Genomic DNA, 23,212 nt, shown 5'->3' with positions numbered 1-23,212 from the left:
GCCCCGGGCGGGCTCACGGGCTCAGGCGGTGGGCGAGCCACGCGAGGGCGAGCGGGTAGCGGTATTCGATCGCGCCGTGACCGGCCGGGAAGAGCTGGAAATAGACCCTTTCGTCCGGTACGCCCGCCGCCTCCAGCGCCCGGCGGAACGCCACCGCGCCGAAGTCCAGGAAATACTCGTCCTTGTCCCCGGCGTCCACCCAGATCGCCCGCATCGAGCGCAGCGCCTCGGCGTACCGTGGCTCGCCGGCCATCACGACGGGATCGCGGGCCAGCCAGCGCCGCCACACCTCGGGCACGACCGCGCCGGTGTCGTCGAACGGCAGGCGCACGGTGCCGTCGTCGTCGGCGGAGTAGGCGGCCGAGTAGGCGTACATCTCCAGCAGGTCGAGATCGCCCTCCTTGGTGCCGGCCAGCCGGCCGCGGAAGTCGGCGAGGAACTTGTCGTAGGAGCCGTCGTACATGTCGCGCAGCCTGCGTGCCACCTCGGGGAACGCCCTGCGGTTGGAGACCTCGAACAGCGCGTCCCCGGCGTGCGTGGCCAGCGCCCCGAACACGTCGGGCGCCAGCATGGCGCTCACCATGGCGCCGTAGCCGCCGCTCGACTTGCCGGTGACGGCCCGGTGGTCGCGGTCGGGGATGGTCCGGTAGTGCTCGTCCACCCACGGCACGACCTCGTCGCGCAGGTAGGAGTGGTAGCGGCCGGTGCCGGGCGAGTCGAGGTACTGGCTGCCGCCGAGCGCGGTCCACGCGTCCACGTAGACGACGATCGCCGGCGGCACGTCGCCGCCGGCGAACACCTCGTCGGCCAGCTCGGGGTACGGCCGGCGGAACGGCGCCCTGTTGAGCCACATGGTGACGTGGCCGGTGTAGCCGAGCAGCACGTAGACGGAGGGGTAGCGGCGCTCCGGCGCGTCGTCGTAGCCCGGCGGGACGTAGACCAGCAGCGGCCGCCGGTGCGGGTCGCCCAGCGGGTTGCCGCGCAGCAGCTCACTGTCGATGACGTTGTGGTCGAGGCGGCCGGCCAGTTCGGCGGACCAGGGCAGCATGGGATTTCCTCTCGGGTTCAGCCTACGGACGAGGTCACGGTGTCCACGCCGGCCTGGGTGACGGAACGCCCCGATACCAGGACGAGTGCGAGGTCGCGCAGGTGGGCCAGGTCCGCCAGCGGGTCTCCGGCGACGGCGATCAGGTCGGCCCGCTTGCCCGCCTCCAGGGTGCCGGTGACGCCGCCCACCCCGCAGGCGTCGGCGGCCCGTACGGTGGCCATCTCGATGATCTCCGCGTTGCCGAACCCGATCTGCGCGAACACCTCCAGCCCCGCCACGAACGCGTCCGTCGGGTTGGCGATGCCACCGACCGCGAACCCGGCGTCGGTCCCCGTGATGAGCCGTACTCCGGCCGCGCGCATGGCCGCGATCCCGTTGAGCCACTGTTCGAGCATCCTGTCCCCGTGCACCTTGCGGATCCGGTCGACGGACCCGTGCACGGTGGGGCACACGTACGTGCCGCTGGCCGCGACCTTGTCGCCGAGCTCGGCGTCGTACTGGTGGCCCTCCGGGGTGAAGAACGAGCAGTGCTCGATCGTGGTGACGCCGGCCTCGATGGAGCTGCGGACGGCCGCGTGCGCGTGGGCGTGGGCGGCGACGCCCTTGCCGCGGGTGGCGGCCTCCTCCACCACCACCCGGAGCTGCTCGGTGCCGTACTGGGGCACCCAGCTCGGTGGCGCGCCCGGGGTCATCAGGCCGCCGGAGACCATCACCTTGAGGCAGTCGGCCCCGGCCCGCAGGTTCTCCCTGGCCACCCGGCGGATGGCGGGCTCGTCGTCGGCCTCGCCGCCCATGTACCAGCAGTGGCCGCCGGTGACGGTGATGGGCCTGGTCGCGACCACGAGATGCGGGCCGACGGCCAGCCCCTCCTCGATCGCGTCGCGCAGCTCCAGGTCGAGGAAGGCGCGCCCGCCGAGGTCGCGGGCGGTGGTGACGCCGGCGGAGACGAGCTTGCGGGCGTTCTCGGCCATCCGCAGCAGCAGGTGCCGCTCGCTCTCCGCGCTCCGCCCCGTCAGGGGATCGACCGTGGCGTCGAACCCCAGGTGCACGTGCGCGTCGACCAGCCCTGGCAGCACCGTGTGGCCGGGCAGCTCAAGGACCTCCGCCGCCTCGCCCGCGGCGCCCGCGCTGCCCCGTGGCCCGACCGAGACGATCGCCGGGCCGTCGATGAGGACCTCGCCGTCCTCGATCACCTCTCCGGAACGTCCCGTAAGCACTTTCGCGGCACGGATGATCCTCATGTCCTCAGCCTGCCACGCGGCTTAAGGCCGCGAGAAGGGGATCATAAGCACCGCCGCCCACAGTGGAGACCATGGAGCAAACGACGAAGCGCCAGACCGCCGCCTACGAGCTCACCCGGGTCTTCGACGCGCCCCGCGAGCGGGTGTGGGCCGCCTGGACCGATCCCGAACGCTTCTCCCGGTGGTTCGGGCTCCGGATGCTGGCCACGCCGGTCGGCCGGATCACCCTGGACGCCTGGCCGGGCGGGGTCTGGCGGGCCACGCTGGTGGGCGAGGAGGGGTTCGAGGTGACGCTCGACGGCACGTACCGGGAGGTGACGGCGCCGGAGCGGCTGGTGTTCACCACCGGCGACCCCGACCACCCCGGCGAGGGGCCGGCGTCCGTGGTGACGATCGAGTTCAAGGCGGTGGCCGGCCGCACCGAGATGCGCTTCCACCAGTACGGCGTCAACACCGATCAGCAGCACGCCGAGCAGGCCAGGGCGGGCTGGATGGAGTTCTTCGACCGCCTGGCCGAGCACGTCGGTGACGACCCGCCCGGCCTGACGCTCAGAGGAGGTTGAGCGCGTCGTCGAGCTTGTGGCCGGTTCCCTCCGCGTACGCCGCCTCGAACACCTCGTCCCCCAGCGCGTCCCGCAACCTGGCCGAGACGCGCTCGACGTCGGCCAGCTCCGACGGAGCGAACATCGTGCCCTCCTCGCCCCCGGCCATGGACAACCCCAGCAACCTGGCGGCCTGCTCGGTCGCCCCGGCGGCCGAGGCCGCGCCGACCACGGCCCACGCCATCGTCCGGGGGTCGCCGATCCTGCGGGCCGCGACCATCGCCTCCCGGTGCATCTCCATGGCGGCGGCCGTGTCGCCGCGCGCCTCCTTGAGCAGTCCGAGCTCGACCAGCGTGGAGGGCAGGTGCAGGGGTGGTTCGAGGTCCGGGTCTCGGGGCACCCCGTCGAGCAGGCTCAGCAGGTGCGTCTCGGCCAGGTCGAGCCGCCCGGCCCGGCGCGCGGAGAAGGCCAGGCCCATCCGGGCCATGGCCGTGCCCTCCATGAACCCCTGGCTGACGGCCAGCTTCATGGCACGCTCGCAGATCTCGATGGCGCGGTCGTAATCGCCGCCCTGCATCGCGATCCACCCCAGCCAGGCGGTACGGGTGGCGACCTCCGGCCACAACCCGAGTTCCTCGGCCATCCGCAGTCCCTCGCCGAACAGCCGGTTGGCCCGCTCGGAGTCGTAGGCCATCTCCGCCAGCGACGCCAGCCACCCGGTGGCCTGCAGCAGCCCCCAGCGGTCGCCCAGCTCGGTGAACAGCCGCGCGCTCTCCTCGCCGACCCGCTCCAGCGCGTCGGTGTCCCGCATCGTGAACAGGTCCCTGGCCTGCCTGGCCAGCGCGGCGGCGACGCCCCACCGGTCGCCGACGGCCCGGAACGTGGCCAGCGCCCTGCGCGTCAGCTCCTGCCCGGTCGGCATGTCCCTGAGGTGCCAGCCGATGAACAGCTCGGCCCTGGCCCGCTCGCCGGGGTCCTCGATCCCGTCGAGCGTGGCCTGCCACGCGGCGTCCTCACCCAGGGTGAGCGCGAACCCGGCCGCCCAGGCCGCCGTCCTGGCCCGGCCGGGAGCGGGCTCCCCCTCGACCGCCAGCGCCGTCTCCAGCGCTCGCCTGCCCTCGGCCAGCCTGCCGCGCAGGAACCAGTACCAGGCCAGCGCGTTCACCAGCCGCGTCGCGCTGTCGGCGGCCCGCCTGGCGACGGCCGTGTCGAGCGCCGCCCGCATGTTCGCGGCCTCGGCGTCCAGGCGCAGCAGCCAGTCGCGCTGCCCGTGCCCGTGCAGCCCGGGTTCGGCCTGTACGGCCAGCGCCAGGTAGTGGTCCAGGTGCGCCAGGCGGGTCCGGTCGAGCTCACCGGCGTCGGCCAGCCGGGCGCGGCAGTATTCCGACACCGATTCGAGCAGCCGGTACCTGACCCCCGCGGGGCCGTCGGCGACCACCACGAGCGAGCGGTCGACCAGGCGGGCCAGCAGGTCGAGCACGTCCAGGTCCGGGTCGGCGGCGACGGCCTCGGCGGCCTCCAGCGTGCACCCGTCGGCGTGCACGGCCAGGCGGCGCAGGACACGGCGCTCGGCGTCGGACAGCAGGTCCCAGCTCCAGTCCATCACCGCCGTCAGCGTCTGCTGGCGGGCCGGGGCGCCGCGCTGCCCGGCGGCCAGCAGCCGGAACCTGTCGTCCAGCCGGGCCACCACGCCCTGCACGCCGAGCGCCCGTACCCGGGTCGCGGCCAGCTCCAGCGCCAGCGGGATGCCGTCCAGCCGCCGGCAGAGCTGCGCGACGGCCGCCGCGTTGCCGGCGTCCAGCGCGAACCCGCGGGCCGAGGCGGCGGCCCTGGTCACGAACAGCCTGACGGCGTCCGAACGGGCCATGGCCGCCAGGTCGGCGACGGCGGGCACGTCGAGCGGCGGGACGTTCCACAGCACCTCGCCGGCCACGGCCAGCGGCTCCCTGCTGGTGGCCAGGATGCGCAGCTCGGGGCAGGCCCGCAGGAGCACCTCGACCAGCTCGGCGACCTGCTCCACGACGTGCTCGCAGTTGTCCAGCACCAGCAGCATGCGCCGGGGCCGGAGCGCGGCGGCCAGCACCCGGTCGGCGCCGGAGGCGGGCTGCCCGCCCGGACCCGCCTCCCCCAGGGACTTGGCGGCGGCGTCCTCCCTGATGTCGAGCGCCGCCATGACGGCCTCGGCCGGGGCGCGGGACGCCTGGTCGAGGGCGACCAGCCAGGCCCCGTCCGTGAACCCGTCCACCAGCCGGTTCGCGGCCTCCAGCGCCAGCCGGGTCTTGCCCACCCCGCCGGTGCCCGTGAGCGTCACCAGCCGCTCGTCTTCGACCAGCGCGCACACCTCGGCCAGGGCCTCGTCCCTGCCGATCAGTTTGCTGACCGAGGCGGGCAGGTTCGTCAGGGGGCGCTCGGCGGGCACGCTCAGCGCCGGGTCCTGCCCGAGTATCGCCTGGTGCAGCGCGACCAGCTCCGGCCCGGGGTCCAGCCCGAGCTCCTCGGCCAGCCGCTCGCGCAGCTCGGCGTAGCCGGCCAGGGCCTCGCTCTGGCGGCCGGCGCGGTAGAGCGCTCGCATGTGCACGGCCCGCAGCCGCTCCCGCAGTGGGTGCCGGGCCACCAGGTCCCCCAGCTCGCCCACCAGCAGCCCGTGCTCGCCCAGCTCCAGCCGTGCCTCGGCGTGCTGCTCCAGCGCCGACAGCCGCTGTTCCTCCAGCCGGACGACGGCGGACCTGGTGTACTCCTCGTCGGCGAAGTCCGCGTACGCCGGCCCCCGCCACAGGGCCAGCGCGTCGGCCAGCAGCCCCGCCCTGGTCCGCATGCTGTCGGCGGCCTCGGCCCGCGACAGCAGCGCCGCGAAGCGGGCGGCGTCCACGGCCCCGTCGTCGGGGCGCAGCAGGTAGCCGGGGGCGCGGGAGACGACCAGGTTCTTCGCGCCGGGTTCGGCGTCCTCCAGTGCCTTGCGCAGTTGCGAGACGCGCACCTGCAGCGCGCCCGCCGGGTTGCCCGGCGGCTCGGCTCCCCACAGGTCGTCGACCAGCCGGTCCACGGACACGGGATGGCCCTCGTGGACGAGCAGGTCCACGAGCAGGGCCCGGACCTTGAGTCCGGGAATCGTGACAGGCTCCCCCGCGTCGGTCCACACAGCCAGCGGACCTAACACCCCAAAACGCATGCCCGTCACCCTATGTGCGGCTGCGAGCCCGGGTCACGTCCCTCGGGGAGACGGCGGCGCCTTTCTGGCCGAGCCCCGGTAGAGGTCGGCGTCGTAGCGGCGTTCGTTGTCGTCGATCTTGGCGTGCGCCGCCGCCATCAGGTCGACGCCCAGGACGTCGGCGAGCCGTACCAGGTAGAGGGTCACGTCGCCCAGCTCCGTACGCATCCTGGCGAGCGTGTCGGGGTCGGGGTTGCCGGACTCCTCGGCCGTGAGCCACTGGAACTCCGCCACCAGCTCCCCGACCTCGCCCGCCAGCGCCATCGCCAGGTTCTTCGGCGTGTGAAACCGCTCCCACTCCCTGGCCCGCGCGAACTCCCGCAGGCGGGCGGCAAGATGCTCCAACTCCGTCGTCACGCCACCAGACCCTACCGACCCCTGCCGACGGGCTACCCGTACGCCGCGGTGCTCTCCCGGACGATCAGCTCCGTGGCTAGCTCCACCCGCTTGCTGTCCGGCACCTCGCCCCGGCCCATCGCCAGCACCGTACGCGTGGCCAGCGCCGCCATCTCCTGCAACGGCTGGCGTACGGTCGTCAGCGGCGGCCAGGCCGACTTGGCCAGCGGGAGATCGTCGAACCCCACCACGCTCAGATCCGCCGGAACCCGCAACCCCCGCTGCCGGGCCGCCTCGAACACGCCGAAGGCCATCAGATCGCTCCCCGCGAAGATCGCCGTCGGCGGCTCGTCGAGCGAGAGCAGCGCGTGCCCCTCGTCGTGGCCCGACTCCACCAGGAACGTGCCACGCCTGATCAGCTCGGGCGCGATCGGCACCCCGGCGGTCTCCAGCGCCGCCCGATAACCGTCCACCCGGGCCTGGCTGCACAGCATGTCGGCCGGGCCGCTGATGGTGCCGATCCGCCGGTGGCCGAGTTCGAGCAGGTGGCGGGTGGCGGCCAGGCCGCCGTTCCAGTTGGTCGCGCCGACCGAGACCACGCCGGGGGCGGGCTCGCCCTCCGGGTCCACCACCGCGAACGGCAGCGACCGGGCGCTCAGCTGGGCCTGGATCCCGGTGGACAGCTTCGAGGCGACGATCACCACGCCGTCGGTGCGGCGCGCGGCCAGCCGCTCCAGCCAGTCGCGGCCCGGGCCCGCGTGCGTGTGCAGGACCGAGATGACGACGCTGGCCCCGGCCTCGTGGGCCGCGCTCTCCGCGCCGCGCACGATCTCCATGGCCCACGGCGACTCGATCTCGGCGAACACCACGTCCACCAGGCCCGCCGGGGTGTCGTCCTGGCTGATGCGCCGCTGATAGCCGTGCTCCTGCAGCAGCCGCTCGACACGATGGCGGGTCGCCGGGGCTACTTCCGGGCGCCCGTTGATGACTTTCGAGACCGTCGGGATGGAGACCCCGGCCTCCTCCGCGATCAGTGCGATCGTGACCCGCCTCTTCGCTGACACAAATGGGGAGTGTATCCGAAAGTTTCGGTTTGGGATTGCTCCCGCCCGAGGTGTTGACGCTTTACATGGCGTTTACCTACGATCCAGGCAACGAAAAATTTCGGGGTGTTCACGAAACTTTCGCCATGCCAAGGAGAGGGCCCCTAATGAAACGCACTCTGGCATTGATCGCGACCGCAGTCCTGGTGGCCGGGTGTGGGGGCGGTGGTGGCGGGGAATCCGCCGCTCCTCAGCAGGGGTCGCCGGGCAAGGTCACGCTCGAATGGTGGCACCTGTCGACCGCCGAGCCGCTCAAGTCGCTGTGGGCGCAACGCGCCAAGGAGTTCGAGGCCAAGAACCCGAACGTCACCATCAAGGCCACCGTTCTGGAGAACGACGCCTACAAGGCCAAGCTCACCACGATCACGCAGTCGGGCCAGGCGCCCGACGTGTTCGCGTCGTGGGGCGGCGGGGTCCTGAAGCAGCAGATCGACGCCGGGCTGGTCAAGGACATCTCGGCCGACGTCGCCGACGTGCTGCCCAACTTCACGCCGGCGGCGCTGAGCGCGTACCAGCTCGACGGCAAGACGTACGGGTTGCCGACCGACATCGGCATGGTCGGCTTCTGGTACAACAAGAAACTCTTCCAGCAGGCGGGCATCACCGAGCCGCCGGCCACCTGGTCGGCGTTCCTCGATGACGTCAAGAAGCTCAAGGCCGCGGGCATCACCCCGATCGCCCTGGCCGGCAAGGAGAAGTGGCCGGGCCACTACTACTGGGCCTACCTCGCCATGCGCATCGCCGGGCTGCCGGCGCTCCAGCAGGCGGGCGTGGACCACGACTTCACCAAGCCCGACTTCGTGGCCGCGGGACAGCAGCTCAAGGCGCTGGCCGACCTGCAGCCGTTCCAGAAGGGCTTCCTGGGCGCCGCGTACTCCACCCCGGACGGCCAGGCGGCCGCGGTGAGCAACGGCAAGGCGGCCATGGAGCTGATGGGCCAGTGGGCGCCGAGCGTGCAGGCCGACGCGGGCAAGGGGCTCGGCGAGGACCTGGGCTTCTTCCCGTTCCCCGCGGTCGAGGGCGGCAAGGGCGCGGCCACCGACGCGTTCGGCGGCGGCGGCGGGCTGGCCGTGGGCGCGGACGCCCCGCCGGAGGCGGTGGCGTTCGTGAAGTTCATGACGGAGATGGGCAACCACTCCAAGGCCGTGGAGGCCGGCGGCGTGCTGCCGGTGCTCAAGGGCGAGGAGAGCGTGATCAAGGACGCCAACCTCAAGCAGGTGGCGACCCTGCTGGCCACGGCCGGCGGCTACCAGCTCTACCTCGACCAGGCCTATCCGCCCGCCGTGGGCCAGCAGGTCAACGACAGCACGGCCGAGCTCATCGGCGGCACCAAGACCCCCGAGGAAGTCGGTCAGGACATCACCGAAGTGGCCAAGAGCGAAGGATGACGACTCTCACGAGAGGGCCGGAGGCTCGTCGGCTTCCGGCCCCCGCCTCCACCCCCAAGCGGCGCAGCCGCTGGGTGACCATCGCCCTGTTCCTGCTGCCCGCGCTCGTGCTGTTCCTGGCGCTGGTGGTGGCCCCCATCCTGGTGGCGCTGTACGCCAGCGTGTTCCGGTGGAACGGGTTCGGCGGCCTGCCCACCGACTTCATCGGGCTGGACAACTTCACCAGGCTGTTCAGCACCGAGATCTTCGCCCAGGACCTGTGGCACCTGCTGGTCCTGGTCGTGCTGTCCATCGTGATCCAGCTGCCGTTCTCGCTGGCCATCGCCATGCTGTTGAACCAGCGCATCCGCGGGCGGGCGTTCTACCGGGTGGTGTTCTTCGCGCCGTACGTGCTCTCCGAAGTGATCACCGGCGTGCTCTTCTCGCTGATCCTGTCGCCCGACTCGGGGCTGGCGAACCGGATCCTGTCGGTGTTCGGCATGGAGTCGGAGTTCCTGGCCCATCCCGACACCGTGATGCCGTCCCTCTTCCTGGTGATGACCTGGAAATATTTCGGCTTCCACATGATGATCTATCTGGCCGGGCGGCAGAACATCCCCAACGAGCTCGTCGAGGCCGCCCAGATCGACGGCGCGACGGCCTGGAAGACGTTCAGGCACATCACGCTGCCGCTGCTGGGCCCGACCATCCGGATCAGCATCTTCCTGTCCGTCATCTACACCATCCAGCTCTTCGACCTGGTGTGGATCCTCACCCAGGGCGGGCCGTCGCACTCCTCCGAGACGATGGCCGTCACGATGATCGACTGGGGCTTCAAGCGCTCCCAGGTCGGCTACGCCAGCGCCATCAGCGTCGTGATGTTCCTGCTCAGCCTCGTCTTCGCCCTCGTCTACCAGCGTCTCGTGATGCGCCGCGACCTGGCGGGCGCGGCCACCAGCATGGGAGATCGCCGATGAACCACGGGAAGCCGGCCCCGATCCGGCGCAACACCCTCCCGCTGCACGCGATCGCGTGGATCGTCGGCGCGTTCATCCTGATCCCGGTCGTGTACGCGCTGCTCGGCGGCTTCAAATCCACCAGCGAGCTGTCCAGCAACCCGTTCGGCCTGCCCGAGACGTGGATGACGGCCAACTACACCGACGTGCTCGGCTCCGGCGGGTTCTGGCTGCAGCTGTGGAACAGCACGTTCATCGCGGTCGCCACGACCGTGCTGACCGTCGGGGTGGCGGCGCTGGCGGCGTTCATCTTCGCCAGGTTCGCCTTCCGGGGCAGGGAGCTGTATTTCACGCTGTTCACGGCGGGGCTGATGTTCCCGTTCGCGGTGGCCATTCTGCCGATCTTCGTGCTGCTGCGGATGTTCGGCCTGCTGGACAACCCGCTGGGCGTCATCCTGACGCAGGCCGCGTTCGGGCTGCCACTGACGATCATCATCCTGCGCGGCTTCTTCCGCAGCATCCCGGGCGAGATCGAGGAGGCGGCCATCATCGACGGCTGCAGCCCGTTCGGGTTCTTCTGGCGGATCCTGCTGCCGATGGCGCGACCGGCGATCGCCACCGTGTCGGTGCTGGCCGTCGTGGGCAGCTGGAACAACTTCATGCTGCCGCTCGTGGTCTTCAGCGACGAGTCGAGCTGGACGCTGCCGCTGGGCATCCAGCAGTTCCAGGGCCAGTACGCCTCCGACACCGCCCGCATCCTGGCCTACCTCGTCCTGGCCATGGTGCCCGCACTCGGCTTCTACGCCATCGCCGAACGCCACCTGGTCGGCGGCCTGACCGCCGGTGCGACGAAGGGGTGATCTCTGACCTGGGGAAGTGTTTCTGAGGGGGTGATTGTGTCGTTCCGTCCTTGCGCTGGGTATGCTTCGCCTGCACTAATTAGGTAAGCCTTTCCTCAGTCGATGGGTGGGACGGTGTTCGCCAGCTACCTCATCGGACTGCGTGAAGGACTGGAAGCGGCGCTCGTCGTCTCCGTCCTCATCGCATTCCTCGTCAAAAGCGACCGCAAGGAGAAACTCCCCCAGGTCTGGGCCGGCGTCGGCGCGGCGGTGGCCCTGTCCGTGGCGTTCGGGGCGCTGCTGACCTTCACGGCGGCGCACCTCGAATACCAGAGCCAGGAGCTGTTCGACGCGATCACCTCGCTCCTCGCGGTGGTGTTCGTGACCTGGATGATCTTCTGGATGCGGCGGGCCGCCCGCGCTCTCTCCGGCGAGCTGCGCGGCAAGCTCTCCGACGCGCTGCGGCTCGGCTCCTTGGCGGTGGTCGTGATGGCCTTCCTCGCCGTGGCCCGCGAGGGGCTGGAGACCGCGCTGCTGTTCTTCGCGTCCGTGCAGGGCGCCACCACGTCCGTGGCGCCGCTGACCGGGATCAGCCTGGGACTGGTCAGCGCCGTGCTCATCGGCTGGGGCCTCTACCGCAGTGCCGTGCGGATCAACCTGACGAAGTTCTTCACCTGGACGGGGCTCCTGCTGATCCTGGTGGCCGCGGGCATCTTCAAGTACGGCGTGCACGACCTCCAGGAGGCCGGCGTGCTGCCCGGCCTGAGCACCTACGCCTTCGACATCAGCGCCGTCATACCGGCCGACTCCTGGTACGGAACGTTGCTGGCGGGAATGCTCAACATCACTCCGCAGCCCAGCGTGGCCGAGGTCGTGGCCTGGGCCGTCTACCTGGTCCCGACTCTCTTCTTCTTCCTGCGCCCGCAGCGGATGAAGTCCACTCCGGCCCCCGCCTCCTCCGCGGCCTGAACAGGAGCACCATGCACACCGCAATCCGCCCGTCCGCGGGAGCGCTCGTCCTGGCGGCGCTCACCCTGGCGGGGCTGACCGCCTGCGGCTCCGGCGGCACCCCCACGGCCTCCGGGTCCGCCGCTCCCGGCAAGATCGCCGTAGCCGCCTCCGACACCGAGTGCAAGGTCGCCGCCTCCGAGGTCGCGGCCGGCACCACCACCTTCGCGATCACGAACGGCGGCAGCAAGGTCACCGAGTTCTACGTGTACGCCCCCGGCGACCGGGTCATGGCCGAGGTCGAGAACATCGTGCCCGGCCTGACCAGGGAGCTCATCGCCGAGTTGCCCGCGGGCGCGTACGAGACCGTGTGCAAGCCCGGCATGATCGGCAAGGGCATCCGCAACGCGCTCAAGGTGACCGGCGAACACCAGGCGCTCACCGCGGACGCCAAGCTGGCCGACGCCGTCCAGAGTTACAAGCGTTACATCAAGACGCAGAGCGACACGTTGCTGGTCAAGACGCAGGAGTTCGTGGACGCGGTCAAGGCGGGCGAGATCGACCGGGCCAAGGAGCTCTTCCCGGTCTCGCGTACGTACTGGGAGCGCATCGAGCCGGTGGCGGAGATCTTCGGCGACCTCGACCCGGCCATCGACGCCCGCGAGGCCGACCTGGCCGAGGGCGAGGAGTGGACCGGTTTCCACCGGATCGAGAAGGACCTGTGGATCCACAAGGACGTCAGCAAGGACGGCCCGGTGGCCGACAAGCTGATCGCCGACGTCAAGACCATCGTGACGAAGGCGAACGCCGCCCAGCTGACCCCACTGAACCTGGCCAACGGCGCCAAGGAACTGCTCGACGAGGTGGCGACGGGGAAGATCACCGGCGAGGAGGACATCTGGTCGCACACCGACCTGTGGGACTTCGACGCCAACCTCGAAGGCTCCAAGGCCGCCGTGCAGTCCCTCCGGCCGGTGCTGGAGGAACGCGCTCCTGACCTGGTCAAGACGCTGGACGAGAAGTTCGCGGCGGCCGAGGCGGCGCTCGCGGTGCACCAGAAGGGCGATGGCTGGCGGCTGCACAACGAGCTGTCGAAGGCCGAGCTGAAGACGTTGTCGGACGCGATCAACGCGCTGGGCGAGCCGATCAGCGAGGTCGCGCCGGTGGTGGCAAAGTAGGGGTGGCGACGATGGCGGAACCTGCGAACTCCGAGGGCGCCGGGGACACCTCGAAAGGCGAGGCAGCCGTGGGCGACGGGAACACCACGAAAGACGGAGCAGCCACGAACCACCGAAGCACCTCCAAAGGCGAGCCCGGCGACGCCCAGGAGACCCGCGACACCCGCGGCACCCGCGAGACCGGCGACACCCGGGAGACCGGCGACACCCGGGAGACCGGCAAGGGCCGCGAGACCGGCAGGGGTGGCGGGACCGGCAGGGGTGGCGGGACCGGCGAGGGTCGCGAGGGGCGCGGGCTCAGCCGGAGAGGGCTGCTCGGGCTGGGAGCGGCCGGTGCCGCGGTGGTGGGCGCCGGAGCTGTGACGGCCCACTCCCTCCTGCTGGGCGAGCGGTCCGCCACACCCGCCCCTCCCGCCGCGAACCTGGCTCAGATGGCGCACGCCGCCGCCGCGTCGTCCTCCGACCCGTACCCCTTCTACGGCGAGCACCAGGCCGGCATCGTCACCCCCGCCCAGGATCGGCTCCATTTCGCGGCCTTCGACGTCATCACCGACGATCGGGCCGAACTGGTCGAGCTGCTACAGGAGTGGACGGCCGCGGCGGCGCGGCTGACGCAGGGCAAGGAGGCGGGGGCGTTCGGCGCGGCCGGGGTGTCCCCGCAGGCCGCGCCCGACGACACCGGCGAGGCGCTGGGACTGCCGGCCTCGGGGCTGACGCTGACGATCGGGTTCGGGCCCTCCCTCTTCGACGAGCGCTTCGGGCTGGCCCGGCTACGCCCCGCCGCCCTCGCCGACCTTCCGAAATTTCCGGGAGAGCAACTCATTCCGGACATTTCAGGAGGTGACCTCTGTGTCCAGGCCTGCGCCCACGACCCCCAGGTAGCCGTGCACGCCATCCGCAACCTCGCCAGGATCGGCTTCGGCAAGGTCTCCGTACGCTGGTCACAACTCGGCTTCGGCCGTACGTCCTCCACATCCCGCGCGCAGGCCACCCCGCGCAACCTCATGGGCTTCAAGGACGGTACGAACAACCTCAAACTGGAGGACGCCGACCTCCTGCGCGCCCAACTGTGGGCGGACGCGCGAGACGGCACCCCATGGATGGCCGGCGGCAGCTACGTGGTCACCAGGAAGATCAGAATGACCATCGAGACCTGGGACCGCACATCGCTGGCCGAGCAGGAGCAGATCTTCGGCCGGGACAAGGTCGAGGGCGCTCCGCTGGGCAAGAAGTCCGAGTTCGACCCCCTGGACTTCACGGCCAGGGCCCCGGACGGACAGCCGTACATCAAGGATGACGCCCACATACGCCTGGCCCACCCGACCGCCCACGGCAACGCCCACCTCCTGCGCAGGGGCTACAACTTCGTCGACGGCTCAGACGGCCTCGGCCGGCTCGACGCGGGCCTGTTCTTCATCGCGTACCAACGTGACCCGCGGAAGCAGTTCGTCCCGATACAGCTGACGTTGGCCAAGAACGACCCCCTCAACGAGTACATCAAACACGTCTCCAGCGCCCTGTTCGCCTGCCCCCCAGGCGTACGAGACGCAGGCGACTACTGGGGCCGCACCCTCTTCGAACCCCAGTAACCCCGCCCAAGCACAAAGGGCTTCGCGCACAGAGCTCAGGCTGTCCTCATTGAGGCACGTCTCCAAGCGCCCTTCGACCTGGGCCGGATAAGGAGTGGTTGCCGCCGGTCAGCTCGCCTCGGGGTTGGTGAGCAAATCCTCAGGGCTGGCCGAGGCCGGGAATCCCGCACTGGCCCCCCACATCTCCGCGAACCGCCCATTGTGGATGCGGAAGATTTCGAACAGCATGGGCCCCGCATCGCCGCCCGAGGCCGCGATCCCCTCGACGGTCGAGCGGACGGCGGCCTTGTCGCCATCAACCAGGATGTCCTGGGCGACGACGCGCATGCCGGGAAACCGGGCAGTAACCGCACGCCAGGCGTCCTTGCCCGCCTCGAATCCGGTGGTGCCGAGCGGATGGTTGAAGAAGCCGGGGGTGTGCAGGTCCGCGGCCTGGTCGAACTGCCGGCTGTTGAAGCACTCCTGCATCCGCCGTACCAGGGCGGCCGCGTCTTCGCGTGTGGTCATCGGCGTGGTCTCCTCATGCTGACGCATCGGGCCCTAAGAGGCGGCGCAGCTCACTAACCGGTGCACCGCCCCGGTTACGGCACACTATACGGTGCGGCGCACCGGTTATGCTGAGATCGACATGTCCAGCCAGCCGCCTGAGCCACCCCCACCCAACCCGACGACAGCCCACGGGAGCGACCGGAAGCTGCGGGCTGACGCGCGCCGCAATCGCGAGCGGGTCCTGCGAACAGCGCAGCAACTGTTCGCGACGGAAGGTCTTGGCGTCTCGCTCGATGAGATCGCCCGCCGCGCGGGCGTTGGCCCCGGCACCGTCCACCGGCACTTCCCGGCGAAGGAAGCGCTGTATCTCGCCGTCGCGACCGACCAGATCAGGCAACTGGTGGCGGAAGCGGAAGCGCTTGCCGCAAGCAGCGATCCCGCAGCCCTGTTCACGCTGCTGTCGGCGATGATGGCCAGCGGCGCCGAGAACGTAGCGGTCAAGAGCGCGCTGGTGGCCGCCGAGTTCGACCTGCGCACCGCCGCCCCGGATGTTGCGGCGGATCTCACGCGCCATGTCGCGGACCTGCTGGATCGCGCACACGCAGCCGGCACCGTACGCTCCGACCTCACCGTCGAGGAGGTCATGGCCCTGGTCGCCGGCGCCTTCGCCGCGATCCGCCACATAGGCGCGGAAACCAGCCGCGACCGCTCCGCGCACATCGCCCAACTCATCCTCGACGGGCTACGACCCCACCCCCGGTGAGCAACACACACTCTTGAGCCAGGAACCTGCGCGACAGCAGCTTCTTTCTCGGGGCGGGCAGTCACAGTCGGCGGTCACGCGACTGTTCATCGGCTTGTTGGTCGAGTGGTTTCCCGCCTCCCCTTGTAGGTGAAACCCGGCGGGAGAGTCAAGCCGGGCGGGGACGTTCGGGGGATCCCTCCAGCCACCATGGGTGATGGTCGCGGGTGATCTTGGCGTGGACGAGTAGCGGGCGGTCGCGCGGGCCGTTCAGCCAGGTGGCCACGGCGTCGAGATCCCGCAGAGCGGTGACGGTGACGGCGGCGCAGCCGTAACCGCGCGCGATGGAGGCCAGATCGGCGGGCGGGGAGGTAACGGTTTCCAGGCGGTGCCCGGGTAAGCGGTGCGCTTCGGCGCCGTACGTCTCGTCGTCGTAGACCACGATCACCATGGGCAGCCCGAGCCGGACCACCGTCTCCAGCTCAGCGATGCCCATCAGCGCACCACCGTCGCCGATGGCGGCGACGGGCAGGCGATCGGGACGGGCCAGCGCGGCGCCCACGGCGGTGGCCAGGCCGAGGCCGATGGACTCGAAGCCCTGGGTGAAGCAGAAGCCGCCCTCGTCGGGGACGTCCAGGAACATGACTGGATATCCCATGAAATTTCCGGAGTCGGTGGCGACGATGCGTTCGCCGGGAAGCAGGTCGTCCAGGGCTATCGTGAGCGTCCGGGGGTCGATGCGGCCGTCGCCGCTCTCGTCCTCGTACGGCACACTCCGCCAGGCACGTTCGGCCGCGATCCGGTCGGCCAGGGCCCGCGTACGGTAGCCACGCAGCACCGGGTTCGACGGGTGCGACCCCGCGGGGCGCAACGCGCCGGCGACGGCGGCGGCCACGTCGGAAATGTCACCGGCCAGGCCCAGGGAGACCCTGCGGTGGGTGGCGATGGACTCCGGGTCCAGGTCGACCTGGACGACCTCGGTGCCGGGCCCGATCAGCGCGCCGTGCCGGGTGGTCCACGGGTTGAGCGAGCAACCCCAGGCCACCATGATGTCGGCGCCGCGGATGAGCCGGGCGGTCAGCGGGGAGGAGAAGGCTCCGCTGACGTCGAGGTCCCACGGACTACCGCGGAAGAGCCCCTTGGCCGCCGTCGAGGTGGCCAGCAGCGCCCCGACGAGGTCGGCCAGCTCTTCGAGCTCGCGCCGGGCGTGCCGGGCGCCGCGCCCGGCGACGAACACCGGTTTCCCGGACCGCATCAGCATCCAGGCCAGGGCCTCGGCCCCGCTGTCCGGCCACACGCGGGCCAGGGGGGCGGCGTCCCGCACCGGAAGGGCCGGCGGCTCGCCCGCGGCGGGTGGGGCGTCGGCGTGCTGCACCTCCAGCGGCAGGTTGAGGAGCACGACCCGGCGGTCGCGGGTCGCCGTCGCGTACGCCTCGGCGGCGGTCCCGGCCGCGGAGCCGGCGTCCTCCACCCGCATCGGCACCGCGCCGACGGCGGCGGCCAGGGCGTCCTGGTCGATGTGCCGGCCGGAACGCGGGTCGGTGGCCTCGCCTGCCAGCACCACCAGCGGAGTGCCACTCTTGGCGGCCTCGGTGAGCCCGGTCAGCACGTTGGTCAGCCCCGGCCCCTGGTGCACGCTCACCACACCGACCTTGCCGCTCACGCGGGCGTACGCGTCGGCCATCGTGGCGGCCCCGCCCTCATGGCGCGCGGCAATGAAACGGGCGCCGCCATTCACCAGCGCGCTGGTCACGCGGAAATTGCCACCACCCACCACGCCGAACACCATGTCCACGCCAAGGGCGGCCAGCGTGCGGCCCACCACCTCGGCGACGATCATCGCCCGGCCTGGCGGTCGGGAGCGCGGTGGGCCAGGCTCGTGATCGGCGTCGGCAGTCGGGGGATGAGACCGGCGACCTCAATTGCCTCCATAACGCCTCACGGTAACGGCAGATGACCGTCGTGGACGATCCGGAATCGCCACCTTGGGCGCCACCCAAGATAACGCAGGTGTCGAGGCGGCTGGCATCAACGGTCACCGACGTCTTCGGCGAGGCGCTTCAGTGCGGCGAGACGGGTGTCCCACACGGCCGCGACCTCGGCCATCCAGCGGCCGATGCTGGTGAGCGGTTCGGTGTGCACGGCGTAGCGGATCTCTCGCCCCACTCGCGTGCGGCGGACCAGGTCGCTGCGTTCGAGCACGGCCAGATGCTTCTGCACCGCCGTACGGCTGACAGGCAGTGTCCGTGACAAGGCCGAGGCGCTCTGCGCTTCAGCGGACAGCAGCGCGAGCAACCGCCACCGCATCGGCTCCGCCAGCGCGGCCAGCACCTCCACCGCAGCTTCGGCGGGCATCTCGGCACACGGCGGAGCGGCGGTCACCTCGCCACCCGCTCGGCATGTTCGCGCAGGTTCGTCAGTCCGCCGGACCAGCCCTGGGTGGTGGCGGCCAGGTAGGCCCGCCGCTCCTCCTGCGACAACGTCAGCTCTCCCAGCCCGCTCTCCCGTACCCGGAGCACGGTGCCGTGCCCGTCAGCGGTGGGTTCGAGCCGGAACGACACGTGGGTACGCGTGCCCGGGGCGGGTTCGGTGTCAGGCACATTGGAGTACCAGTAGGTGAACAGCGTGGGCGGTACAACGTCCTCGACGACACCAAGGAAGCGGCCGTGCTCCCGCCAAATGTGCTCGATCGTCCCACCCGGCCGCAAGTCGATGCTCGTCCCGTCGAAGGCGTACCAGACACGTACATGCTCGGGCTTCGTGATCAGCTCCCACACCCTCTCCACCGGCGCGGCGACGACGATCTCCCGCTCGACGCTGTCCTGCTCGTCCCGCACGTCTTCCATACCAACCTCCTTGGCTCGAGCCGTACTGACACCTAAAGGTTGCAGATAACCGGCTGTACTGCAACCCTCCGGTGTCAGTTCGAGGCCCGCTGGGCCGCTCCGGCGACCTTGTTCAGCCACAGGCACCCGGTTCCCCGCCGAGGACCGGTACCGCCTGAGCCGATTGGTGGATGGCCTGGCCTGCGGCGCGGGCGAGCCTCTGAAGCTTCGATGGCCACGGAACGGCCCCCGATCGAGGACCGGGGGCCGTGGGGGTCCGGGAATCGCGTGCGATTCAAAGGTGGTCGAAGACTCCGGCCTTGACCCCCTCGGCGAACTTCTCCCAGACGGCCCCGCGCACCACCGTCGGATACACGTCCGGCTGCTCGCTGTCGCGGATCGCGACCATCCCGTTGGACAGCCGCTTGGCGTAGATACACTCACCGCCCTGGCCGCTCGACGCGGTGATGTAGCCGTCGAAGTCCTCGACCTCTGCTCTCAGTTCAGGGCTCAAGTCCACGTTCCACTCTCTCCTTGAAGCGCCGGATCGAGAGATGCTCGGGGAGCGCCGACCTCCGTATCGTGTCAAGTCGGCGCACCAACGCCGCAACCTCTTTGGGGTCGTGTACGACGGTACCCCGAAGGGCGGACTCGACAGAGGCGGCAATCGGCACCCCGCCTTCCAGTGCCAAGACCATCAGACCGGCGGTCGCCGCCGCACACCTCGCCTCATAGGGCAGAAGCTGGACGGAGATCAGGCGCTGCTCGACCATCCTGATCAGGTGTTCCAGCTGGCGGAGAACCACCCCGTCCCCTCCCAGTGGACGATAGAGCAACCCCTCATCCAGAACAGCCAGGTAGTTGAGTGGCTTGCCTCGGTTGAAGATCGCCTGCCTTTCCAGGCGCGACTTCACGGACTCCTCCACCAGCTCCGGCGTGGCGTTCGGCTCCCCCTCGAAAACAGCACGTGCGTACTCTTCCGTCTGCACCAGACCTGGGAAGTTCATCGCCGCGAAGGTCATGATCGCATCCGCGCGACGCTCGATCGGCGGCCACTCGCGGAACCACTCGGGACTTCCCTTGCCGTGGATGTTGGGCCAGTGCAGGAGTAGCTCTCCATTGAGGCCCAGCACCTCCTCGCACTTGATAATCATCTCGCGGGTCGGCTTCTCGTCCCCACGTTCGACATTTCCGATCCTCGATTTGCTGTACCCGGCCGCTTTGCCGAGTTCCGACTGGTTCATACCAGCAGCCAGCCGGTACTTGCGGAGGTCAGCGCCGAAGCGCGCCGCTGGACCGACGGTCGGATCAAGCTCCTTAAGGGCGGGCATCGCGTCCTCCGAGGCGGTGGGGGGCCGAAGTTTCCAGAGTTCACTGGCATTTGCCAGGAAAAGTCTGGGATAGCTCTGGGACGAATTCTGAGGACACCGTAACTCGTTGACGGCATGGTTGAGAGTGGCAATCGGGAAAGTCGCCGGAGAATAATTCCGCCATCACAGGAACCGGCGAGCTACTTCCTGGCATTTTCACAACGAGACCAAATGAGGACGTGGCGAGGTGAGCCTTGCAGTGCAGGACCCCCAAGTCATCAGCCCGGCGAAATTTCTGCATATCACCGAAATCGTCCCCTCAATTCGAGGACAGGTGATCCTCGGATCGACCCGGTCTGAGGGCTTCAATGATGCCGGGCTCCAACGGATCCGGGAGGTGGCGCTGTGAGGAAACGGCTCCTGGCTGAAATGGTCGTCCCGGGGGTGGATTGGGCGGTGCCGGTTGTCCGGCACTGCGTCGGGCGTACGCTGACGGCGGCAGGGCATCAGAACGTGGAGATCGCGCAACTCGTGGTCAGTGAGCTGGTGAGCAACGCGTTCCTTCACTCCCGCTCCGCGCGGCCAGGCGGTGTGATCGTCGTCGAGCTCACGGAGATCAGCGACAAGCTGGCCCGCGTCGAAGTGATGGACGAAGGGGCGGGCACCATCCCCCACCCTCGCATGACCACCGATAACGCCTGCCACGGACGCGGCCTGTGGCTGGTCCAGCAGACGGCGGCACGGTGGGGCGTCTACCGCGACACCTTGGGCGGGAACGTCGTCTGGGCCGAGTGCGCCACGACCGACGACGCCATAGCCGCTACCCCGATCCGTGCGCCGAGAGGGTGTTCTCAATCCTCCCAATGATCTTGCCGGTAGGGTGCGCGGATGCATTTCCCGGCCGAGGAAATAGTTCGGTAGAAGACCATTCCCTGGAATGCCGTCTTGCTGGCGCGCTAATGGCCCGGTTGGGTGTCATAGTCGTGCCGGGCCTGCTCAACCTGCCCTAGGTTGGCGGCGGACCATTCCGCAAGGTGGGCGAACAGCGGGGCGAGGCTGCGGCCGAGTTCGCTGATCTCATACTCGACCCGAGGCGGGACCTCGGGGTAGTAGGTACGCACGATTAGGCCGTCCCGTTCGAGTTGGCGCAGCCTCTGGGTCAGCACCTTCGGCGTGATCGTGGCGATCCGCCGCTCCAGCTCGACGAAGCGCTGCCGGCCGTGCTCGTTCAGGCTCCACAAGATCGGCGTGGTCCACCGGCTGAACACGATGTCCACGACCGGACCGATGGGGCAGGCGTCCTCGGGATCGACCGGCGTACGCGTCGCCCAGGTCGGCTTGCCCGCCATGTGCATCCCTCCAGGATAGTCACTTTCTCCTAGGTACCTACTATACCGATGGTGTTAGCGTCACGCTGTCCCGGCCGCCAGGGTCGTGGACTCGATGACCTGCCAAAGGAGCACCCCAATGATCGTGGTCACAGGAGCGACAGGGAACGTCGGCCGACCGCTTGTCCAGGCACTCGCGGCATCCGGCGAGAAGGTGACGGCAGTGTCACGCCGGATCCGGGAAGGGGACGTGCCGGAGGGCGTACGAATCTTGGCGGCGGATCTGACCGACTCGGAGGGGCTACGGCCCGCGTTCGACGGCGCCGACGCGCTGTTCCTTCACGACGGCGGTGCCAGCGCCGAGGCATTGCAGCCACGGACCGTGCTCGATCTGGCCAGGTCCGCGGGAGTGAGCAGGGTTGTGTTGCTGTCCTCGCAAGGAGTGGGCACCCGGCCGGAGTCCCACTCCCACGGCGTCCTGATGCGGTCGATCGAGGACACCGTGCGGCAGTCGGGGCTGGATTGGACGATCCTGCGGCCAGGTGGCTTCAACTCCAACACCTATGCATGGGCCGATTCGATCCGTACCCGTCGGACGGTCATTGCGCCGTTCGGTGACGTCGGCATGCCGACGGTCGATCCCGCCGACATTGCCGACGTGGCGGCCGCGACGTTGCGCCAGGACAGTCACACCGGGCAGATCTATGTGTTGACCGGGCCGGCGCTCACCACGCCGCGACAGCGCGCCAACGCGATCGGTGACGCACTCGGCGAGCCTGTCCAGTTCGTCGAGCAGACCCCCAATGAGGCCCGCGCTCAGATGCTGCAGTTCATGCCCGCATGGGCAGTGGACACCACGCTCGCCGTCTCCGGTGAGCCGACCCACGCCGAGCAGCGGATCAGCCCCGCCGTTGAGCAGGTGCTCGGCCGCGAGCCCCGTACCTTTGCCGACTGGGCTCGACGCCACGTCGCCGCCTTTCGCTGACGGGAGACGTCGCGGGAACAACGGCTGACCTTGCCGACGTCCTCGTCGAGATCGGGAGCGGTTGACTCGACAAGGCGGAGAGCATGTCCCGTAGCATGCGCTTGATCACGACATGTGACAATCCCTGGCAGACAAGGCCTTTTCGACTCACTCTTGGCCCGACACAAGATCACTCACGGGGGATCAAAAAACACCCTCTGAGCCCTTTTCATCCTGGGTAGCGACGGGCGTATGACGACGAAGACGTGGAACATCCTGGCCATGGGCTGTTCAGCAGGGGGCTGCGACGATCCCTGGCCTGTGGCACTACCTGCCAGGTAATGGCCGGCGCGCGGAGCGAATGCCAGGATGCGGGGCATGTCGGACGTGATCATCGGTTTGGTGGCGATCTTCTTCGCCGGGATGGGCGTATACGGCCTGGTTGCGCCGGGGAAGCTGGTGGCGCCGTTCGGCATGCGGGCGGCCTCGGCGGACGGCCGTAACGAGGTGCGGGCGGTGTACGGGGGGTTCGGGCTCGCCATGGCGGCCGCGCTGGCGCTGGCCGCCTTCGGCCTGGGCACCCTGCGAGACGGCGTGCTGGTGGCGGTGGCACTGGCGCTGGGCGGCATGGCCGCGGGCCGGGTCGTCTCCATGTTGCTGGAGCGGCCGTCGCGGTTCTATCCCACGGGGTTTTACCTGGTGGTCGAGGTAGGACTGATGGCGGCGCTACTGGCCGCCCGTTGACCATCAGGTTGGAGAGCCTCAGTCAACCTTTTCGTCCTCAGGCAGCCTGTGCAATGCGGTGATCAGGAATTGCCTTTCGGACGGGCCACCTCTGGCCCGTCACCGGCGAACGGCCCCTGCAGCCGGCTGGCGAGTTCCGGATCACTCCAGGCCACCGCCGTTGACCGCCACGAGGTCAGCGCCCGCCCGAACGGCAGCGACTCTCCGGTATCCGCTCCCGCGATCAAGTGGCCGAGCAGCTCGCGAACGCACTCATGACGCTCGGCGTCGGGCAGCGAGGTGAGCCAAGGAAGCTCCTCGGTGAGGTCGCGGTTGCGGTGGGCCACGACGGCCAGCGCCCCGGGCGCGATGCGCAGGCCGGTCGCCCCCGCTTCCGAACGCTCGGCGGGCATCAAATCGAGGTTTTCGTCGCCACGTCGTTCGGAGGACGGGCTGCTTGGGTGCTCCTGGTTCAT

24 protein-coding genes are annotated in these 23,212 nt (G+C 69.8%); 11 read left to right on the top strand and 13 right to left on the bottom strand.

Translation table 11 applies throughout. From position 1 onward, the window contains the following. Window positions 1-13 precede the first annotated feature (13 nt). Both BLS95_RS24110 and BLS95_RS24105 read right to left on the bottom strand, forming a co-directional pair. Window positions 14-1,048 (bottom strand): alpha/beta hydrolase, encoded by a 1,035-nt coding sequence (locus tag BLS95_RS24110; protein WP_090935306.1) that lies wholly within the window; start codon window positions 1,046-1,048, stop codon window positions 14-16. Window positions 1,049-1,065: 17 nt separating this feature from the next. Further along, complete coding sequence (locus BLS95_RS24105) at window positions 1,066-2,289, bottom strand: amidohydrolase family protein (protein ID WP_090935303.1); 1,224 nt, start codon at window positions 2,287-2,289, stop codon at window positions 1,066-1,068. Window positions 2,290-2,360: 71 nt separating this feature from the next. On the opposite strand from BLS95_RS24105, the gene BLS95_RS24100 reads away from it, so the two are divergent. Then, on the top strand, window positions 2,361-2,852 hold the full coding sequence (locus BLS95_RS24100; protein WP_090935300.1) for an SRPBCC family protein: 492 nt from the start codon (window positions 2,361-2,363) through the stop codon (window positions 2,850-2,852). Here BLS95_RS24100 and BLS95_RS24095 read toward each other — a convergent pair. From BLS95_RS24095 to BLS95_RS24085, 3 genes are read right to left on the bottom strand one after another with little or no spacing between them, the layout of a single operon-like run. Next, complete coding sequence (locus BLS95_RS24095; protein WP_090935298.1) at window positions 2,839-6,000, bottom strand: AfsR/SARP family transcriptional regulator; 3,162 nt, start codon at window positions 5,998-6,000, stop codon at window positions 2,839-2,841. The genes BLS95_RS24100 and BLS95_RS24095 overlap by 14 nt on opposite strands. Window positions 6,001-6,033: 33 nt before the next feature. Continuing rightward, entirely contained in the window at window positions 6,034-6,396 is a 363-nt protein-coding gene (locus BLS95_RS24090; RefSeq protein WP_090935295.1) for a nucleotide pyrophosphohydrolase, read from the bottom strand. Window positions 6,397-6,428: 32 nt separating this feature from the next. After that, window positions 6,429-7,439, bottom strand: coding sequence for a LacI family DNA-binding transcriptional regulator (locus BLS95_RS24085; protein ID WP_090935292.1), 1,011 nt, complete (start codon window positions 7,437-7,439; stop codon window positions 6,429-6,431). A 146-nt stretch (window positions 7,440-7,585) separates the two neighbouring features. Here BLS95_RS24085 and BLS95_RS24080 point away from each other — a divergent pair, with 146 nt between their 5' ends. From BLS95_RS24080 to efeB, 6 genes are all read left to right on the top strand, one after another. Next, window positions 7,586-8,866, top strand: a complete 1,281-nt coding sequence (locus tag BLS95_RS24080; RefSeq protein ID WP_090935289.1) for an extracellular solute-binding protein — start codon at window positions 7,586-7,588, stop codon at window positions 8,864-8,866. Then, window positions 8,863-9,822, top strand: coding sequence for a carbohydrate ABC transporter permease (locus BLS95_RS24075; RefSeq protein ID WP_090935285.1), 960 nt, complete (start codon window positions 8,863-8,865; stop codon window positions 9,820-9,822). The genes BLS95_RS24080 and BLS95_RS24075 overlap by 4 nt, the downstream gene beginning before the upstream one ends. Further along, window positions 9,819-10,661, top strand: a complete 843-nt coding sequence (locus BLS95_RS24070; protein ID WP_090935282.1) for a carbohydrate ABC transporter permease — start codon at window positions 9,819-9,821, stop codon at window positions 10,659-10,661. The genes BLS95_RS24075 and BLS95_RS24070 overlap by 4 nt, the downstream gene beginning before the upstream one ends. A 102-nt stretch (window positions 10,662-10,763) precedes the next feature. Further along, a complete protein-coding gene (gene efeU / locus BLS95_RS24065; RefSeq protein WP_218135963.1) occupies window positions 10,764-11,609 on the top strand; it encodes an iron uptake transporter permease EfeU in 846 nt (281 codons plus the stop codon). Between the two features lie 11 nt (window positions 11,610-11,620). Further along, complete coding sequence (gene efeO, locus BLS95_RS24060) at window positions 11,621-12,766, top strand: iron uptake system protein EfeO (protein ID WP_090935277.1); 1,146 nt, start codon at window positions 11,621-11,623, stop codon at window positions 12,764-12,766. Window positions 12,767-12,777: 11 nt separating this feature from the next. After that, entirely contained in the window at window positions 12,778-14,355 is a 1,578-nt protein-coding gene (gene efeB / locus BLS95_RS24055) for an iron uptake transporter deferrochelatase/peroxidase subunit (RefSeq protein ID WP_245765233.1), read from the top strand. A 108-nt stretch (window positions 14,356-14,463) separates the two neighbouring features. On the opposite strand, the gene BLS95_RS24050 is transcribed toward efeB, so the two are convergent. After that, window positions 14,464-14,862, bottom strand: coding sequence for an ester cyclase (locus tag BLS95_RS24050; protein WP_090935274.1), 399 nt, complete (start codon window positions 14,860-14,862; stop codon window positions 14,464-14,466). Between the two features lie 121 nt (window positions 14,863-14,983). Here BLS95_RS24050 and BLS95_RS24045 point away from each other — a divergent pair, with 121 nt between their 5' ends. Continuing rightward, window positions 14,984-15,607, top strand: a complete 624-nt coding sequence (locus tag BLS95_RS24045; protein ID WP_090935272.1) for a TetR/AcrR family transcriptional regulator — start codon at window positions 14,984-14,986, stop codon at window positions 15,605-15,607. 148 nt (window positions 15,608-15,755) lie between these two features. Here the strand turns inward: BLS95_RS24045 and BLS95_RS24040 are convergent, their stop codons facing one another. The 5 genes from BLS95_RS24040 to BLS95_RS24020 form a co-directional block, all read right to left on the bottom strand. After that, on the bottom strand, window positions 15,756-17,426 hold the full coding sequence (locus BLS95_RS24040) for a thiamine pyrophosphate-binding protein (RefSeq protein WP_090935269.1): 1,671 nt from the start codon (window positions 17,424-17,426) through the stop codon (window positions 15,756-15,758). Between the two features lie 188 nt (window positions 17,427-17,614). Next, window positions 17,615-17,941 carry an ArsR/SmtB family transcription factor gene (locus tag BLS95_RS24035; RefSeq protein ID WP_090935996.1) on the bottom strand — a complete coding sequence of 109 codons (327 nt, stop codon included), beginning with the start codon at window positions 17,939-17,941 and terminating at the stop codon, window positions 17,615-17,617. A 23-nt stretch (window positions 17,942-17,964) separates the two neighbouring features. After that, window positions 17,965-18,432: an SRPBCC domain-containing protein gene (locus BLS95_RS24030; protein WP_090935266.1), complete on the bottom strand. Its 468-nt coding sequence runs from the start codon at window positions 18,430-18,432 to the stop codon at window positions 17,965-17,967. A gap of 274 nt (window positions 18,433-18,706) precedes the next feature. After that, window positions 18,707-18,925: a DUF397 domain-containing protein gene (locus tag BLS95_RS24025; protein WP_425434747.1), complete on the bottom strand. Its 219-nt coding sequence runs from the start codon at window positions 18,923-18,925 to the stop codon at window positions 18,707-18,709. Beyond that, on the bottom strand, window positions 18,915-19,742 hold the full coding sequence (locus BLS95_RS24020; RefSeq protein ID WP_090935260.1) for a helix-turn-helix domain-containing protein: 828 nt from the start codon (window positions 19,740-19,742) through the stop codon (window positions 18,915-18,917). The genes BLS95_RS24025 and BLS95_RS24020 overlap by 11 nt, the downstream gene beginning before the upstream one ends. Before the next feature lie 384 nt (window positions 19,743-20,126). On the opposite strand from BLS95_RS24020, the gene BLS95_RS24015 reads away from it, so the two are divergent. Next, on the top strand, window positions 20,127-20,588 hold the full coding sequence (locus tag BLS95_RS24015; protein ID WP_143043853.1) for an ATP-binding protein: 462 nt from the start codon (window positions 20,127-20,129) through the stop codon (window positions 20,586-20,588). 89 nt (window positions 20,589-20,677) lie between these two features. On the opposite strand, the gene BLS95_RS24010 is transcribed toward BLS95_RS24015, so the two are convergent. Then, the gene (locus BLS95_RS24010; RefSeq protein WP_218135962.1) at window positions 20,678-21,070 is read right to left on the bottom strand and encodes a winged helix-turn-helix transcriptional regulator; all 393 of its coding nucleotides are present in this window, start codon (window positions 21,068-21,070) and stop codon (window positions 20,678-20,680) included. Window positions 21,071-21,188: 118 nt separating this feature from the next. Here BLS95_RS24010 and BLS95_RS24005 point away from each other — a divergent pair, with 118 nt between their 5' ends. Both BLS95_RS24005 and BLS95_RS24000 read left to right on the top strand, forming a co-directional pair. Then, entirely contained in the window at window positions 21,189-22,034 is an 846-nt protein-coding gene (locus BLS95_RS24005) for an NAD(P)H-binding protein (protein ID WP_090935251.1), read from the top strand. 357 nt (window positions 22,035-22,391) lie between these two features. Continuing rightward, the gene (locus BLS95_RS24000; RefSeq protein ID WP_090935248.1) at window positions 22,392-22,757 is read left to right on the top strand and encodes a DUF4345 family protein; all 366 of its coding nucleotides are present in this window, start codon (window positions 22,392-22,394) and stop codon (window positions 22,755-22,757) included. Between the two features lie 62 nt (window positions 22,758-22,819). On the opposite strand, the gene BLS95_RS23995 is transcribed toward BLS95_RS24000, so the two are convergent. Continuing rightward, window positions 22,820-23,212, bottom strand: coding sequence for a hypothetical protein (locus BLS95_RS23995; protein ID WP_143043852.1), 393 nt, complete (start codon window positions 23,210-23,212; stop codon window positions 22,820-22,822).

This window comes from Nonomuraea jiangxiensis (genome assembly GCF_900099965.1).
GTDB lineage: Bacteria > Actinomycetota > Actinomycetes > Streptosporangiales > Streptosporangiaceae > Nonomuraea > Nonomuraea jiangxiensis.
Note: the sequence above shows the minus strand (reverse complement) of the source record. Positions and strands in the feature narration are given on the sequence as shown.